This is a genomic window from Rhizobium sp. A37_96 (assembly GCF_053521765.1).
On record NZ_JBNWDS010000037.1, the window covers coordinates 1 to 16,156 of the forward strand.

15 protein-coding genes and 1 pseudogene are annotated in these 16,156 nt (G+C 55.5%); 12 read left to right on the top strand and 4 right to left on the bottom strand.

All coding sequences use genetic code 11. The annotated features are described in order from the left end of the window. The first annotated feature begins 818 nt into the window (after positions 1-818). Positions 819-1,316 (top strand): NUDIX hydrolase, encoded by a 498-nt coding sequence (locus ACQZ6J_RS33520; protein ID WP_449087185.1) that lies wholly within the window; start codon positions 819-821, stop codon positions 1,314-1,316. 424 nt (positions 1,317-1,740) lie between these two features. Beyond that, positions 1,741-2,493 (top strand): LuxR C-terminal-related transcriptional regulator, encoded by a 753-nt coding sequence (locus ACQZ6J_RS33525; protein ID WP_449087186.1) that lies wholly within the window; start codon positions 1,741-1,743, stop codon positions 2,491-2,493. A 140-nt stretch (positions 2,494-2,633) separates the two neighbouring features. On the opposite strand, the gene ACQZ6J_RS33530 is transcribed toward ACQZ6J_RS33525, so the two are convergent. After that, on the bottom strand, positions 2,634-3,029 hold the full coding sequence (locus tag ACQZ6J_RS33530) for a hypothetical protein (protein ID WP_449087187.1): 396 nt from the start codon (positions 3,027-3,029) through the stop codon (positions 2,634-2,636). A gap of 500 nt (positions 3,030-3,529) precedes the next feature. On the opposite strand from ACQZ6J_RS33530, the gene ACQZ6J_RS33535 reads away from it, so the two are divergent. Both ACQZ6J_RS33535 and ACQZ6J_RS33540 read left to right on the top strand, forming a co-directional pair. Next, complete coding sequence (locus ACQZ6J_RS33535; protein ID WP_449087188.1) at positions 3,530-4,054, top strand: hypothetical protein; 525 nt, start codon at positions 3,530-3,532, stop codon at positions 4,052-4,054. Then, the gene (locus tag ACQZ6J_RS33540) at positions 4,051-5,751 is read left to right on the top strand and encodes a hybrid sensor histidine kinase/response regulator (protein WP_449087189.1); all 1,701 of its coding nucleotides are present in this window, start codon (positions 4,051-4,053) and stop codon (positions 5,749-5,751) included. Before ACQZ6J_RS33535 ends, ACQZ6J_RS33540 begins: the two co-directional genes overlap by 4 nt. On the opposite strand, the gene ACQZ6J_RS33545 is transcribed toward ACQZ6J_RS33540, so the two are convergent. Beyond that, positions 5,738-6,604: a helix-turn-helix domain-containing protein gene (locus tag ACQZ6J_RS33545; RefSeq protein ID WP_449087190.1), complete on the bottom strand. Its 867-nt coding sequence runs from the start codon at positions 6,602-6,604 to the stop codon at positions 5,738-5,740. The two genes, ACQZ6J_RS33540 and ACQZ6J_RS33545, sit on opposite strands and share 14 nt — an antisense overlap. A gap of 313 nt (positions 6,605-6,917) precedes the next feature. Here ACQZ6J_RS33545 and ACQZ6J_RS33550 point away from each other — a divergent pair, with 313 nt between their 5' ends. The 3 genes and pseudogenes from ACQZ6J_RS33550 to ACQZ6J_RS33560 all read left to right on the top strand — a co-directional run bounded on the left by ACQZ6J_RS33550 (position 6,918) and on the right by ACQZ6J_RS33560 (position 9,889). Beyond that, positions 6,918-7,595: a hypothetical protein gene (locus tag ACQZ6J_RS33550; protein WP_449087191.1), complete on the top strand. Its 678-nt coding sequence runs from the start codon at positions 6,918-6,920 to the stop codon at positions 7,593-7,595. A 280-nt stretch (positions 7,596-7,875) separates the two neighbouring features. Continuing rightward, positions 7,876-8,088, top strand: a pseudogene (locus tag ACQZ6J_RS33555) (HlyD family type I secretion periplasmic adaptor subunit); the annotation flags it as partial. A gap of 16 nt (positions 8,089-8,104) precedes the next feature. Next, complete coding sequence (locus ACQZ6J_RS33560) at positions 8,105-9,889, top strand: rhomboid family intramembrane serine protease (RefSeq protein ID WP_449087192.1); 1,785 nt, start codon at positions 8,105-8,107, stop codon at positions 9,887-9,889. A gap of 2 nt (positions 9,890-9,891) precedes the next feature. Here the strand turns inward: ACQZ6J_RS33560 and ACQZ6J_RS33565 are convergent, their stop codons facing one another. Continuing rightward, positions 9,892-10,305 carry a hypothetical protein gene (locus ACQZ6J_RS33565; RefSeq protein WP_449087193.1) on the bottom strand — a complete coding sequence of 138 codons (414 nt, stop codon included), beginning with the start codon at positions 10,303-10,305 and terminating at the stop codon, positions 9,892-9,894. Positions 10,306-10,462: 157 nt separating this feature from the next. Here ACQZ6J_RS33565 and ACQZ6J_RS33570 point away from each other — a divergent pair, with 157 nt between their 5' ends. The 3 genes from ACQZ6J_RS33570 to ACQZ6J_RS33580 all read left to right on the top strand — a co-directional run bounded on the left by ACQZ6J_RS33570 (position 10,463) and on the right by ACQZ6J_RS33580 (position 12,282). Then, on the top strand, positions 10,463-11,347 hold the full coding sequence (locus tag ACQZ6J_RS33570; protein WP_449087194.1) for an MBL fold metallo-hydrolase: 885 nt from the start codon (positions 10,463-10,465) through the stop codon (positions 11,345-11,347). A 332-nt stretch (positions 11,348-11,679) separates the two neighbouring features. Beyond that, positions 11,680-11,859: a hypothetical protein gene (locus ACQZ6J_RS33575; protein WP_449087195.1), complete on the top strand. Its 180-nt coding sequence runs from the start codon at positions 11,680-11,682 to the stop codon at positions 11,857-11,859. Between the two features lie 42 nt (positions 11,860-11,901). Next, positions 11,902-12,282, top strand: a complete 381-nt coding sequence (locus tag ACQZ6J_RS33580) for a transposase (RefSeq protein WP_449087196.1) — start codon at positions 11,902-11,904, stop codon at positions 12,280-12,282. A 43-nt stretch (positions 12,283-12,325) separates the two neighbouring features. Here ACQZ6J_RS33580 and ACQZ6J_RS33585 read toward each other — a convergent pair whose 3' ends face one another. Then, entirely contained in the window at positions 12,326-13,270 is a 945-nt protein-coding gene (locus tag ACQZ6J_RS33585; RefSeq protein WP_449087197.1) for a LysR substrate-binding domain-containing protein, read from the bottom strand. Between the two features lie 96 nt (positions 13,271-13,366). On the opposite strand from ACQZ6J_RS33585, the gene ACQZ6J_RS33590 reads away from it, so the two are divergent. Further along, positions 13,367-15,808, top strand: coding sequence for a GcvT family protein (locus ACQZ6J_RS33590; protein WP_449087198.1), 2,442 nt, complete (start codon positions 13,367-13,369; stop codon positions 15,806-15,808). Between the two features lie 30 nt (positions 15,809-15,838). Beyond that, the coding region (locus tag ACQZ6J_RS33595; RefSeq protein WP_449086772.1) for an electron transfer flavoprotein subunit beta/FixA family protein at positions 15,839-16,156 on the top strand (318 nt) is incomplete at its 3' end.

A 16,156-nucleotide genomic window follows, 5' to 3' on the forward strand; every position in this document is an offset into this window, starting at 1 on the left:
GGCGCAGTCAAGCCACTTGGGTGCGGCCATGGCCACAGCGAACGGAGAGGCGTCCTTCACATCGTACGGCGAGCCGAAAAAAATCGTCCGCCTGCGCGCAGGGTCTTCAATTTGAGGTGGATGGTAGGGGAAGAGATTCAGCAGCCGGGGTTCCAGGTACCGGTCACAAGTTCAGGTATGAGACGCGCTTGTATGGTGAACGGCGAATATGTGGCTGCTTTATTCAAAGTGCCGGGCATATCGATCGTACAAAACGATTGATATGATAAATGAGGAGTCGGCGCGGGGCGACGCTCGGCTCGACGATCCCATACTCGACCTTGCCGGATGTCGACTTGTCTGGTCAACACGAGAGGAAACCGGCCGCGGTAAAAGCGATGCACTCCCGTTTAGAAGCCATTTCACGTATTGCTTTCGGGAGGCTTCGCTGGCGAAACTGGCTTCTGGACGCATCGTTCGTCGAGCGCACGGTCGCCAACTTGCTTGAACTCAATCCTCTCAGCAGGTGACACCGGTCTTTGGTGAGTTTCCGTGAGACCCTCAGTTGCGTCCCTGCAACAAGCCAGAATTGGGACATGACGACCCACTCTCTGCGGTAATTTCCGTCAATCAAAAGTTTTGCTTCAACATGGTTGCCAGTATTTCGATAGGCATCGAGAAAGCAACGGCTAGCTTCTTTCAACAGCGAGAAAGAATAGAAGACCATTCTTCCTGGCCACAAAATATTCTGAGCATATTCAAATATCTAAGCCCGAACAAGTGGCTAACCTGCCTGATGCACGGCGTCGGCTACTGCTTTACCTGATTATGGATTGGGTATGCACATTGTGGGGACAGAGGCCATCGCGATACAGAAATTTGCAGAGAAAAATGTGCGGATTCAATATGGAGCCTTGCCCTACCGCCATAACGAAGCGGGAGAAATCGAGGTTCTTCTTGTAACGTCGCGAACTCGCCGCCGCTGGATCATCCCCAAGGGTTGGCCAATAAAGGGATTGAGACCCGAAGAATCCGCTGCCCGCGAGGCATTCGAGGAGGCGGGCGTCAGAGGGCCTATAAGTTCCAAGCCACTCGGTCGTTTCATCTACGAGAAGCTTCTCGATGAAGATGGGAAATATATCGTTTGCGAAGTTGTCGTTTTTCCACTTTCGGTAAGGCGACAATATAGGGACTGGCCGGAAATGGGGCAGCGCGAACTTCGCTGGATTGCCATGAGCGAAGCAGCCGCGGAGACCGATGAGGCTGGACTGAGGCCGCTGTTGCAAGCATTCGCGGAGAAAATGGTGGTCAAACGGAAGTGGCAATCGCACCAGTAGCGAAACGGCAAAAAGATGCCAGGGTGGGCTTGCTCGACGCGCGTGTTCGCGGATGCGACGGCTACCGTCAGGAATGCTTTCGGCTATTGATGTTGATTGATTGTATCTCTGCTTGCAGACATGTTTTATCTCCACTTTTCATTGTGTGTAATGAAACTTTCTGGTGCCATTTGTCGTGATTACGCCATGCAGGGATAAATCGTAATTGATGCGATATACATCGGCTTCATTGATATTAGTTGCAAAACATACCAAAATTCCTTGTGGTTGCATGCATCGTGTAGCGAGCATGATATCATTTTGAACATTGGCGTTTTATCTATGTATGTATGCTAAATGTATAGAATTTCGGCAAACTACGGACTGACCATTGTAGATCTGCATATGATGGTGTTATGCTGTTTTTCAGGCTCGTGAGGTGTATTTGGACGTAGAAATCCTGCAAAAGCTTGTAGCCATTTCTGACGCCATTTACGCGGCCACTGATCGCGAAACTTTGTTTCAGGCTCTAGCATCGGGTATCCGCGCTCTTGGTTTCGACAGCTTTCACCTAAGTTCACGCAAGAGAAATAGAACGAGCCTGGTCACCGAGCCGACACTTGCAACATTCCCAGCCCAGTTCTTGAGCGATTATGAGCGCCTGCATTGGACGGATGTTGATCCCATTACCGAGCGCGTATTCGCCAGTAGAGAGCGCTTCGTGTGGAATATTCTGGATCATAGCTATCCTGAAATCCGCAGACAAAGCTTTGTCGAGTTCGTGCGATCGCTGGGCATGTCGACATGGACGGTGCTGCCGGTGCATCATTCTGATGGCTCGGTCAGTGGCCTGGCGCTGCTCTGTCTCAATCCCCAGAGAGTTTGGCGCGACAATGAATTGGCCGTCGCAATTATCGCCAACGCCGCCCTGGCCAAGGCGGAGATACTCGGGCTGAGTTTTGGCGTATCGGCAGATGAGGCGACCGCCCTTCGGCTCCTTTCAGAACCGCAAGTAGAAATCCTGAAATGGATGGCGGAGGGGAAATCAAACTCCGTCATTGCCGTTATCACGGGGCATTCGGAACGAGCCGTCCGCTACCACGTTAGCGAGATTCTCCGCAAATTCGGCATCGCGACACGCCAGCAGGCGATTGCCATCTATCAAGCGTCAACAGGATCCTCGCTGCGGTCATTATAGGGAATGACCAGCCACTCGATATTTTATTGTCGAACGCTGTTCCAAGGCATCACGGCCACCAATCGGTTACTGAAGTTGTTTGCCTGTCCAACGAGCACTGAACGAGCCGTGCATCCTTGTCCGTTTCGAGCCGGCACCAACTACCACCCAATGTCCCAGGGCCTGGGTTTGCCGTGGAAAATCACCACCCGAGCCTCGGAAGGAATTGAGCCGTTTCCGCTCTCATCGTCATAAAGCGCCTGCCGCACATGCGACTTCCAGGAGACGATCTGGCCGGATAGCAGATCCTGCCATCGGCCGGCGTTGTTCAGCCAAAAGCGCTCGAGGAATGCCTGGTCGCCGCCTTTTTGATAGATATCCATCCAGTGCTGCGGCCGATCGATCCATTCAGCCCAAATTTGCCGGCGAGCCGCCTCTGGCAAATACATGATCGATGATTGCAAACCCTCGGGACGATAGATGTCGCGCATGAGAGCGAGCTGATTGATCGCAGCAATATCGCCGAGGTCTCCGACGACTGAGGTGTCGAGATCCATGAAGAGGATGTCGCCACAGACGTCCGGCCGAAAGAGCTCCATCTTTGACCACCAACCCGGCCAATCGTACATCAGTGGCAATGTCTGAATGCCCTCGACCTCAATATCGGTCAGACACCGAAAGGCAGCGGAAGGGAGATAAGTCATTATTTGTCGGTGCAAACGCAAGACGTGGTCGGCGTTATATTCACCGCCGGAACGCAGGACGCAAAAGACTGGAATCACCTTCCGCCGGCCTCGCTAGATCTATCCATTATCCCTTGCAAGCATTGCTGGAAGTGTGATTCGGGCGCAATGGAAATTTACATCCCGGGGAGGATAATCTCACAGTGATATCCCAAAAGTGGAAGAGAGCGTCTCGCGCTCGATCTCGACAGGTAGTCGCGTGATATGAAAATGCTGACATGTTTTCAGGGCATGCACCGCAACGAGAGCGTGAATGCGCTTCGAAAGCCATCCGAACTATGCCAGATTGCGAACGGGTTGGAGGATGGGTGTGCATGTCGAAAAAGGTATTGTTCTTGGTTGGGTTGCTGCTCCGCGCTTGTTTCGGTTCGGTCGTAGCGCAGGCCGCGGCGCATGTTCCGCAGGGATGCAGGCGTGATGTTTTCCTGACGATATCAGGCAAAATTGGCAGGACGACCAACAGCGCCGGCAATGCCTACGAAATGTCCGAACGCGAATTTCTTGCATTGTCGACGTCGACAGTAACGACATCGACACCGTGGACACCAAAAAGCGACTTTACCGGGCCTTTGTTGAGCAAACTGCTTGGAGAGACCGAAGCGGAAGGAAAAAAGCTTCGTCTGACGGCGTTTGATAACTTCAGCGTAGAGGTGGATGCCGCTTATCTCGAGAAATACGGCACCATACTTGCGACCAGCAAAAATGGCACCCGCCTTACCATCCGCGATTTCGGGCCGATATTTGTGATGTATCCTCGCGATAGTTTCAAAGACGAATTGGACACGCCCGCTGCGGCTTCTTACCTTGTTTGGCAGCTATGCGGGATCGAGGTGGAATGAGGTTGATTCATCTCTCCTGGTTCAGCATTCCGGCCGCAATCGTCGCCATATGCATCGGGGTAGTAGCCTATAACTGGGGCGCCATAAGCGCGGAATATGATCTGTGGGATGCTACGAGTTCCCGGAATCCATCCTATTTCTACTGGCCGACGGCACAGGTCCTGCGAGAGCTCGAGGCCGTCAGAATGGATTTGAAGACTATCGCCGATGGAACTATCGTCGAACCGGACACATTATCCTTCGACATCGACGTCCTCATATCCGGCATCAACATTATGGTGCGGCCGTCTGAATTGAACGATGGATATCGGAAACTTCCGGGTTTTTCTGATGACAGTGCCGCCCTTGCGGAATTCGCAACAGCCTTGCTGCCAGCTATCAAGCCAGACCTATCCCCGGCAGAGGCGCGAGCCTTGTTGCCGAAATTTGAAGACATATACGATGCGTTGAACCGGATATCCAAAGCGGCCTGGGATCAGGACAGCAAGTTGAAGGAACAGTCCTTCGAGACGATCAGGGCAGGGCACATCATCATTCTCGTGATTGCGGGATTGCTTCTTTGCGCAATTGTCTCGTTCGTCATCATTTCGATCTGCTATTGGTGGGCCATTGCTGCGAGGACGCGCGCCATCTCGGCCGCAGAGGCGGCCGTCGCCGACAAGATCAGCTTCCTCGCAATGATCAGCCATGAACTCAGAACGCCGCTTCAGGTCATTGTTTCGGCGTTGGACGTCCTGGAGCGACCTCAGGATGCGAAAAGCAGGAGTGAACTGACGGCGCGTATCCGGCGAGCGGCAAACAGCCTGTCGGTCCAGCTTCGCGACATGCTGACGTTGGCGCGTGGTCAAACTGGATATATTGAACTGCAACCCGGTGTCTTCGAAGCAGGCGAGCTCGTGCGAGAGGTGGTGGAGACCTATCAGATAGCCGCGAGGGCCAAGCATTTGGATTTGCGGCAGACGGCTCCCGATGATCCAATTTTCGTGGTCGCGGATGGTGAGCGCATTGCTCAGCTACTGCACAATCTCGTTTCAAATGCAGTTAAATATACACCAACTGGCTATGTTCAGATCGATCTTGTCTCGTTTGAGGGCAAAGTCTCCGAGCTGGTCTTGCGCGTGACCGATACCGGGCCTGGATTGCCACCAGCGGTTCTTGAGAGTAGCGACGGTGCCAAGGGGCTTTTCAGCCTTGGCAGCGGTAGGGGGATTGGCTTGTCGGTCGTCCAGACTCTGCTGCGGCAACTCGGTGCGCGCATGACAGTCAGTAGTCCCTCCACCGGCGGCAGCATATTCGACATTGCAATACCGGCCGTCCCAGCGCCGGAGTGCATGCACGCGATGTCCCACGCTCAGAAGCGGGTACTCGTTGTTGACCGTCATCCTGACCTTTTAACAGGCCTTTCAGCAGTGTTCGAGGAACTTGGTTTTGTGACCGATATCGCTCCCTCGGGCATGACAGCGCTGAACTTTGTCGCTGCACATACGTATTCGGTGATCTTCATAGACCTGGACATGCCCATCATGACCGGATCGGAGCTGGCGGCGCAGATTTGCAAAACGGATTTACGCCACAATGCCAAACTTGTCGCAATGTCTGCCGCGCATCATGGGGCGAAGCACGACCTATCATCTTTTGACGCGATCCTGAACAAACCGATACGCCAGCAGCAATTGCGGACGATCATGCAGTTTTGAAGCTCGAATTCAAAGCGGCAAGCAGGATCGGCATGCTCGCCGGCTTCGTGAAGAATTTGAGGTTATGCTGCGCCAAAGCAGCGGCGATGTTTTCCTCGTCGGCATTGCCTGTACGTATCTGCCCGGTCAGGATGATGATCGGGCAAAGCGCGTTGCGCGCGCGAATATTCTCGACCAGTTCCAGCGCCGTCTGCCGACGCGCATCACGCTCGATGATCCAGTCAAGGACGTAGGCGTCGAAGTCGGTCTGGTCGTAGAGGGCTTGCGGGTCGTTGAAGGCGATCGCCTCCAGCCCGGCCGTTTCCATATAGTTGACGATCGTCTGCGCAGTGTCGCTGTGATCATCAAGGATCGCAACGCGGCGTTGCGACGCGGCCGGTTCCATCACAAGTCGCGTAACAGTATGCGCCGGTATGGTGGATCGCGCTTCAGCCGGCATGACGCGCCAGGAGCCATCGATCTCGGCTGCAATCAAGGTACCGGGCGGCACTTGCCCGACCACCGTACCCAGGTGAATTCGGCAGGGAAGAATATGGTTGTTGATGACGATGGACGCATCGAGCAACGAGTCCATGTTATCGAGTGTAACCAACTCCTGCAACGTCTCGCCAAAGTGCTCGGCAACGCGCGTCAGTTCCTCAAGCGACCACGATGCATTTGTTGTCAGGCGGCGGTTGCCGGCCGAATAAGAAAGACCGAGAATTTCGGAGATGGTGACTGCGAAACGGTATTTGGGAATGCCATGGCGCGTCAGCAGCGCCGCTATGCATTGCGCGGCGAGGGCGGCTTCGCTCTCCGGATGATCCTCGCGTACTTCGGATGTTCCGTGACTATCCTCGCTTGATTCGCTCATTATCCATAGATCCAATATTGGCAAAGTACAAAATACGCGTATATGTAGATTACTGGAGCGTTTAGTGAGTTGTAGTCGCTGTCGCTGCTCCTCATTCTGTTCAATTTGCGCCGACTATACGGGAGAATTGCCAAATTAACAGATATATTTGAGGGGGCATCAATGCCGGTACGGGATACGTCGTTTTCTTACATCGGAAGCGGCAGCGATACCATTATCTACATCGATGTGAATGATTGCGTAGGTTTCGATCGAGGCTTTGTTGGCGCGTGACGCAGAGTGCCTGCAAACGCGATATATGGGGAAATTGATCATGAAGCCGTCGGACGTCAATAAAGTGGATCCAAAATATACCAGCTTGGATGACTACAAGACTGCCCTCGCATTTCTTAAAATCCCAGATATAAAAATATTTGATGATGAAACAAATAAACAAAGGTATATTTGGGGATACGATATATACATATACATGACCCGAAGTATAATTCCAATTTTACTGTCTATTATTTTCTATTTTATTATTATATTTATTGCAAATAAATATCCATTTTACTTTAAAAATAATTCCGTTTTATCTTACATGTGGCCATGGAACGCGAGTGTATCAGAGCGCCTTAGCGCGGTCGGAAGAGGTGAAGAAGCTAACATCGTTACATCTTTGGCCGGTGTAGTGAGTACAATTTGGCTGTTTTGGATGTTTGTGAGAGTTTTTGTCGAATTAAAATTACAGGGTAGTTTTTTTATTCTAAGGATGAGCTTCATAGTTGCTATGGCGGCTATTTTAATGTGGTTGACAGCTTCCGTTGCTTTCTATGAAGCGCCGTCTTTTGGGCCCACGATAGATGATCCAGCTTTGATTTTATGTTTAAAGAAGCTGGTATTGATATCATTCTCTTATTGGTTGAGTGGTTATTTTATTCTGGTCACTGCGCCATATTTGCGATCTGTCCTCAAAATCGTGATCAAAAATTCCCAGCGAAACACCTCTTAAGCCACCGTATGCTGCACTTTAAGCGCTGCAACCATCAGATGAGTTTTAAATCCGAATTATCGGGGAATTTTTATGTCTGCTCCATCCGGCCCTAGAAATAGCGAACGTGAAGAAAAGGCAGAGATTAGGAGCCGCGCGCTGGCCGTTGCCCTTGGGGCGGAGGATGGCGGCGTAGGGGTGGCGCTTAGCTTTGTTCGTGACGTTGAACAAGTGGAAGCCATCGCGGGGGCTTATGGACTAAATGCGGGTATTACGGGAGCGATAGTTTCGGGGCTTTATGGTGCCGACGACGAATGTGCAGCGGGTGCAGAACCTCGTCTTTCCCGTCACGGTGAAGCTGGACGCAAGCACCATGAGCATCGACGGAAGCATTGTACCGCTATCGCCCGGGATGGCCGCGACAACCGAGATCAAGACCGGCAAGCGTCGGATTCTCGAATATCTGTTCTCACCCATCGTCGAGGTCACGTCGCAGTCCATGCAGGAGCGATAGAGTCCTTTGAGGAGTTATGTCACTGAAGATGCGTGACCAAGATAGAACATCGTTTGAGGTTTTCGCGGCGGACCCACAGGTGTCGCGGACAATAGAATTCGCCTACGACAGAGGCAGGGTCGTTTGGCTGTCTATTATTGCGTTCGTCATGGCTGCGGCCTTTGCCGGTGGCCCTTTTCTACCCGATAGGCCCGGGCACCCGCATCTAAGCGCAATTTTCTGTTGGCCATTTGCCACGATTTTTGGCCTTGTCGGGTTGTTATTGGTAGTCAAGGCCATTCGAGGAAAGCCGGGGCTCATCATATCGGAGGACGGAATCTACATCGAAATCAACTTCGACGAGACGATAGCCTGGCGATCTGTTCGCGACATCCGCAGATATCAGCATAAACGTGCAGATCAGATGTATGTTGATCTGGAACCAGCTGTGGCACGAACCTTGACGAGGCGCGGGCTGGTGCGCTGGCTACCCAAGAAATTGCAGGGGCAAGCAACCCCAGCCGTCATCTCCTTGAAGCTGCTGCGGGCCGATTCAGACTGGATCTACAGTCGATGCCTTGAATTTCTCGCTAAGGATCGTGAGCGGCAGGCCCTTTTGGAAGATCCTCGCGATATCGCTCCTCAGATAGAAGACAACGTAGCGCCTGTCTTTAACCTGAAAGGGCATCCGATCTTCACATATGCCCTGATTATCATTCTGATCGGCGTGTATGTTGCGGAGTTGAAGTTCGGCGTCATTCCACCAAAGGGCAATGCGCCAGACACCCAGACGCTATTGGTGCTTGGCGGGACATTTCGTCAAAGGATCCTGCAATATGGCGAATGGTGGCGGTTGGTGACGGCTGCCTTGCTGCACGGCAACATCATGCATCTTGCTTTCAATTGCTTCGCCCTATGGCGGGCCGGGATCCTGCTTGAGCGGTTAATTGGCTGGCGCTGGTTCGCCGCAGTTTTTTGCCTGAGTGCAATTGGCGGCTCGACGGCATCGTTTCTGCTGAATCCCACTAATATAGTCGGTGTGGGGGCCTCCGGTGGGATTGTTGGCTTGTTTGCCGCTGTAATTGTGACAAGTTTTCATTTTCGATCAGGTCCGTTACCGTCGGTTTTGCGGATAGGCGCGATACAAATCCTCGTGCCCTCCCTGCTTCCTCTCATAGGCCAGACCGCCGATGGCATGCATGTTGACTATGCAGCTCATCTCGGTGGAGCGTTGGCAGGCGGGATCGCTTCGCTTGGCTTGCTCAGGGCTTGGCCGAACAAACAACCCCATCCTCGCTTTGGCGCGGCTGCACTCGTTGGCAGCGTTACCTTCGCGGCGATTGCTGCGGGATCGGTGTGGCCGATCAGTCAGCTACGAGCCGGCTATCTTGCCGATCCTTTTGTCCAATATTTTCAGGGGCAGTATCAAAGTGCGGCGGACGACTTTGCAGCCAAGGCAAAATTGAATGAGGAAGCGGCTGCTTACTACAACCTCTGGCGATTTATCGCCCAGTCACGCGGCAACGATGGTCAAGCCGCCGCTGAACTTCGTACCGCCGCAAGCGCCCTAGACCAAACCAAATGGCCCTATCCAGTCTACGAACTCTTCCTTGGACAACTAACCCCTAATGAGGTTGCGGCAAAGGCAACGACGAACGATAGCTTCTGCGAGGCGATGTTCTACATAGGCGAGTGGCACCATCTGCGCAAAGAGGTCGATGAGGCGCGCCAGAAATACAAAGCAGCCTTAATGTCTTGCCCGACCACGTTCATGGAGTTTGGTGGGGCGGGGGGTGAGCTATCCAAGCTCGGTGTGCGATGAATTTACGGTTCGAATCCTTTCAGGCAGGAAACCTGGTCGACCGGCGTATCGATTGCGATTGTGACCTTGGCGAAGACGTGAGGCGCCTGGTGGCGAACGGTAGAGGGGCAGGCAAGCATGTCTCGACAGCTTTTCGTGGGTGGTGGGAGAGCCCCATGCGTCGAAAAGTAAGATGACGTCGTACGAGCGATCACCCCAAAACATCCGAGCTTCTGCGCAATGTGGGCCGCCCTGTCCGGCAACGTACTGATACGAACCGTAAGGTTGATGCGATCTTCCACAAGATCGACGAAGTGGTCGGAGAAGCGCAGCCCGAGTTCGAGCTTCCCATGACGCTGGGTTAGACCGATCATGATCGGCGCGATGCGCGCACGTCCGAAGAGAACGGGTGCGGAAATTCGCATGTGAATAAGCATCGTGTAGCGATCCCGGTTGTCTCAGCGAAAACAATGGCTTATTGTGCTGATCGGTGCCATAATCCCATACCGATCTATACTCCAGGGTGAATCCGGTGATCATTTGGGAAGAGACCGGCTGCGCTTCCGCTTCCCTCGCAATCGTCAGGAGTTCGAGATGGTAAATCCTCTCGTGAAGCCATTTTGGGACAAGGCAACGGGGAGCTGGCAATATGTCTTCCATGATCCCGAGACCATGAAGGGAGCGATTGTCGACCCGGTTCTCGGATACGATCTGATCGCAGGCGCCATCGACACGACGCAGGCCAAGGACATCGTTGCCTATGTGGAGCAAACGGGAATCGAGATTGTTTGGATCTTGGATACTCACCCCCATGCCGACCATTTCTCGGCCGCTTTCTACCTGAAGGGGCGGCTGGGGGCGCCAACGGCGATCGGCGAGTTCGTGACAAAGGTCCAAGTCCTTTGGAAAGGCATCTACAATCTGGGCGATGATTTTCGTGTCGATGGGTCTCAATGGGACCGGCTGTTCAAGGACGGCGAGACGTTTCAGGTCGGCAATGTACCGGTTACCGTCTTCTTCTCCCCCGGCCATACCATGGCGTCGGTGACTTACGTTGCGGGCGACGCCGCATTCGTCCACGATACTTTGATGATGCCCGACAGCGGTTCAAGCCGCGCCGACTTTCCTGGAGGGTGTTCACATGATTTGTACCGAAGTATTCGCCGAATACTTGCGCTTCCCGCCCAAACTCGTCTCTTCATCGGCCATGACTATGCGCCAAGCGGGCGGGCGCCCCTATGTGAGGCGTCCGTCGAAAGCCATCTGGCTTCAAACAAGCACTTTGCCGGATCGCCGGAGGAGGACGACTTTGTGAAGATGCGCGACGAACGTGACGCCACGCTGCCCCTGCCGAAGCTCATGCTGGCGGCTCTGCAGGTGAATCTTCGTGGTGGTCGCTTGCCGGAGGCGGAGAGTAACGGCCGATCGTATCTGAAGATCCCTGTCGGTTACTTCACATCTCGCTCGGCGGACGGTTAGTCACTCCGGAAGATCATCCTTGCGACATTCAAGGCGATCTTTTGGGGCCAATTCCTCGCGCCCCTTTCGAATTGCCGGCATGGCCGCCGAGACGGAAGCCAGCGGCAGATACCGGACGAGACCAACACCTTCCGGCCCTGCAACCTTATGGTTGAGCGTTGTGTGGTTGTGTCCCAAACAATCGGCTTTTGCCAAGCATCCGTCGGCCTAATCGCTTGATACTGAGCCACAGCGAAAACAGCGAGCGACATGGCGGCTTTCCGAGGTGGAGACGCGATTGTCTCGACATCGAAGAATGCGAAGGTACATGACGTGTGGCAGACGCCGCGCTCGTGGCTGCACCTATTCGGGGCATCGAAGGTGTGCTCATCGCTGAGGCGGACGAGCGCATCACCTATCTGGTGACTGCGGAGGGACGCCGCTTCGTCGAAGAAATCTTGCGTCTGTCACCGAAATTGCGAACCAGGATGATCGCTGTAATCAGAGCGCTCGCCGGCGCCGACGAACGTTGATCATCAGCTGCTGTGCCATTTCGGGTCTGGAAGGAGAGGGCGGTGTATGCCGTGCCGGCCTTAGCCAACATGAATCCTTCCCGGAAGGCCGTCGTGTTTGATAATTGTGCCAAATGCAGCCGAGTGCTTGGCGACATCACGCAGGCACCGGCTCTTCTGGAAGGGCAGATCGGCAAGGCGGTTCTCGCCGACAAAGCCTATGACAGCAATGCCTTGCGGGAGATGATCGCCGCCATGGGAGCACAAGCCGTCATCCCGTCCAACCGATCGCGCAAGGTGATCATCCCACATGACGCACTCGCATACATCAACAGCAATCGTATTGAGCGTACCTTCGGACGAATGACGCACTTCCGGCGCTTCGCAACCCGCTATGAACGCAGCACCATCCATCTCATCGCCGCTATGATATGGATTTGGTGAATGTCGATCCGGCCCAAGCCCACGCCTCTTCCAGGCGTAATCCTCAGAGCGTGGCGGCGGTGCTTGCGCCTAACACCGGCGCGTCGGCACCCTGCTCGAGCAACCAATCCCGGAAGAGCATGGCGCCGTGTTTTGCCGGGCGCTGTGCGGGCATGATGATGTGGATGACCTGGCCTGAACGATAGACAGCGTCGAGCGCAGGGACCAGCCGGCCGGCCCGGATATGATCGTGGACCAGATGCTTCCAGCCGAGCGCGATGCCTTGCCCGAGAACCGCCGCTTCGATCGAGCTGAGGGCATCCGTGAAGATGAAATCCTGGTTGAGGCGAGCAACCGGAACGGAATGCTGTGTCAGCCATTCCCGCCAGCCGAGGCGGACGCGGTGCCGCTCCTCGAAATGCAGAAGCCGGTGTTTGAGCAGGTCGGACGGTTCAAGAATTGGGCCGTTCTCCCTGAGATAATCGGCGCTGCAAACAGGGATGACCTCTTCCGTCACGAAATGCCAGGCATGTATGCCCGGCCATTTGCCGGCGCCGAGCCGTGCTGAAATATCGATGTCTTCCTCATTCAGATCCTGATCGTCGCGGCTGCTTTCCTCGATGCGCAACGCGATATCGGGATGCTGCACCTTGAAATCCTTGAGACGCGGCAGAAGCCAGAGCTGCACGAAGGAGGCGGAGAACGAAACCCTGACGGTATCGTTCGAATGCTTCGTGCGCAGCGAAGTCAGGACCATGTGAAGATGGTCGAAGGCCTGCTGGGTCTCGCGGTAGAACCGCAGCCCCTCGGCCGTCAGTTCCAGGCGGGTATGCTCGCGGCGGAACAGCTTCAGCCCCGTCGCTTCCTCCAGAAGCTTGATCGTCTTGCTGACGGCCGGTTGGCTCACATTCAGCTCCTCGGCAGCGGCCGTGAAGCTTCGTCGCCGCGCAGCCGCTTCGAAGACGAAAAGATAGTTGGCAGAGGGTACAAGCGATCGCAGTCTATGCATAAACTGAAGTTATGCCCCTCCGCATTTTTTTGCAACGTCACAACGGCGATTGCGGTCATTACTCTCGTCTCAAATCAAGAACGGGATATCTCCTCCATGCAAACTCATGCTCGTGCCGTCGTCATCGGCGGTGGTTGTGTCGGTGCCGCCATTCTCTACGGCCTCACCAAACGTGGTTGGACGGATGTGGCGCTGCTGGAGCGCACACAGCTGACCGCTGGCTCCACCTGGCATGCCGCCGGTCTCATTCCTTCCTACGCGCGCAGCATCAATATCGGCCGCATGATTGCCAAGACGATCGAAATATACGAGGGCCTCGAAGCGGAAACCGGCCAGCACGTCGGATGGCACAAGTGCGGGCAGTTGCGCATCGCCAATACGCGCGACCGTCTCGATGAATACAAGAGCTATATGAGCGTTGCCGCCGTTCAAGGCATCCGCGCCGAGCTCGTGACGCCGAAGGAGGCGCGCGAGCTCTGGCCGCCTCTCGAGAACAATCATGAAATGCTTGCCGCACTCTATCATCCCGATGACGGCCATATCGCGCCGGCGGACGTGACGCAGGCCATGGCAAAAGGCGCGCGTGATCGCGGCGCGAAGGTCTACCTCAATACCGAGGTCAAGGGATTCGAGCGCTTGCCGGGCGGGGAGTGGAAGATCTTCACCAACAATGGCGAGATCATCTGCGAACACATCATTTCCGCAACCGGCAACTACGCCCGTCAGACCGGCGCCATGCTCGGCCTCGAAATTCCGGCAATCCCGATCATCCATCAATACTGGATCACCGATGCGGTGCCGGAGGTGATGGAGCGCAAGCGCCAGGGACTGCCCGAAATGCCGATCCTGCGTGACGAGGCTTTCGAGGGCTATCTGCGCGAAGAGGGCGATGGCCTGATGTTCGGCCCTTACGAGAAGACCGAGCACTTGAAGCTCTTTGCAGAGAACGGCGTGCCGGAATGGTTCGGGGCAGACCTGCTCGAGGAGGATTTCGATTCCGTTTCCTGGAACTGGGAGCAGGCAATCGAGCTCGTGCCAGCGCTCGGTCGCGTCGGTATCAAGGCGAATGTGCGCGGACCCTTCCAGATGACGGCCGATGAATTGCCGCTGATGGGGCCGGCCTGGGGGCTGGACAATGTCTGGATCGCAGAGGGCGTGCCGGGCGGCATTCTCTGGGGTGGTGCGATCGGCTACTATCTGTCGGAGCGTATTGTCGAAGGAACAAACAGCCTCGACACGTCCGAACTCGATCCGCGCCGTTTCGGCGACTACGCAAACAAGGAATGGACGCGGCACAAGGTACGCGAGAGCTGGGGCACTCACGCCGAGCAGCATTATCCCGGTCAGGACATGCCGGCTGCCCGTCCGCAGAAGACGGCGCCCTCCTATGATATACTGACGAAGCGCGGCGCCGTCTGGAGTGTCCTCAACGGTTGGGAAATGCCGAACTGGTTTGCGCCGGAAGGCGTCGAGGCGAAGGACCAGAACAGCTGGCGCTGGACGGAAAAGGGCAAGTATGTCGGCGAGGAGGTTCATGCGGTGCGCAACGCCGTCGGCCTTGTCGAAATGACGCCAATGACGAAATTCGAGGTCTCCGGCCCGGGAGCCGAGGCATGGCTCGACGGTATCCTTGCCAACCGCCTGCCGAAACCCGGCCGTGTCAATCTCAGCCATCACTTGACGAAGAACGGCGGCGTCCAGGCGGAGTATATCGTCTCCCGGCTTGAAGACGGCATGTTCTACCTCATCTCGACGCCGCGTGCCGAGCGCTGGAATTTCGATGATCTTTCGAAGCTGCTGCCGAAGGACGGGACGGTTCAGCTGCGCAATGTGACCAACGAGCGCGGTTGCTTCACGATTGTCGGGCCCAAGGCGCGCGAAGTGCTGCAGGGCCTCACGGAGCTCGATCTGTCCAACGAGGCCTTTCCATGGTTCGGCATCAAATCCGGTACGGTCGGTCTCGCCACCGACGTCCGGCTGCTGCGCGTCAACTACGAGGGCGAACTCGGATGGGAACTCTATCATCCGCTCTGCTACCAGCGCCACCTGCTTGAAGCCCTGCTGGCGGCCGGCGAGCCTCACGGCATGCGGCTGATCGGCTTGCAGGCGCTGGAATCGCTCCGGCTGGAAAAATCCTATCGCGCCATGTACCGGGACATGAACCCCGAGCTGACGGCCTGGGAAAGCAGTCTCGACCGCTTCATCCGCCTGGACAAGGGCGAGTTCATCGGCAAGCAGGCCCTGTTGCGGCAGAAGGAGCGAGGCATTAAGCACCGGTCGGTCACGATTTCCATCGATACGGATGGTGCAAGCTCGCTCATCCATGAAGGCGTCTATCATGACGGCAAGCTTGTTGGCCGGATTACCTCCGGCGGTTACGCCTACACGCTTGGCTGCGATATCGCCTTCGCACTGCTGCCGGTCGAGCTTGGCAATCCTGGGACCGAGCTCGAGGTGCCTATCCTCGGGGAGAGACGCAAGGCGCGCGTAATTCCCGACTCCCCCTATGATCCCGAGGCCCTGCGCGGCCGTATGTAAGCTGCGAGAGGCGAGTTGAGGAGAAAGCCTATGAAGATACTCGTGCCAGTGAAGCGGGTTGTTGACTACAACGTGAAGATCCGTGTGAAGGCGGATGGATCGGGCGTTGAGCTATCGAACGTGAAGATGTCGATGAACCCGTTCGACGAGATTTCGGTTGAGGAGGCGCTGCGGCTGAAGGAAGCCGGCAAGGCGGACGAGGTGGTGGTGGTGTCGATCGGACCTGCCAAGGCCGAGGAGACGTTGAGGACGGCGCTGGCCATGGGTGCGGATCGCGCCATCCTGGTCGAGACCGATGACGCCGTCGAGCCGCTGGCGGTCGCCAAGATCCTCAAGGGCGTGGCCGAG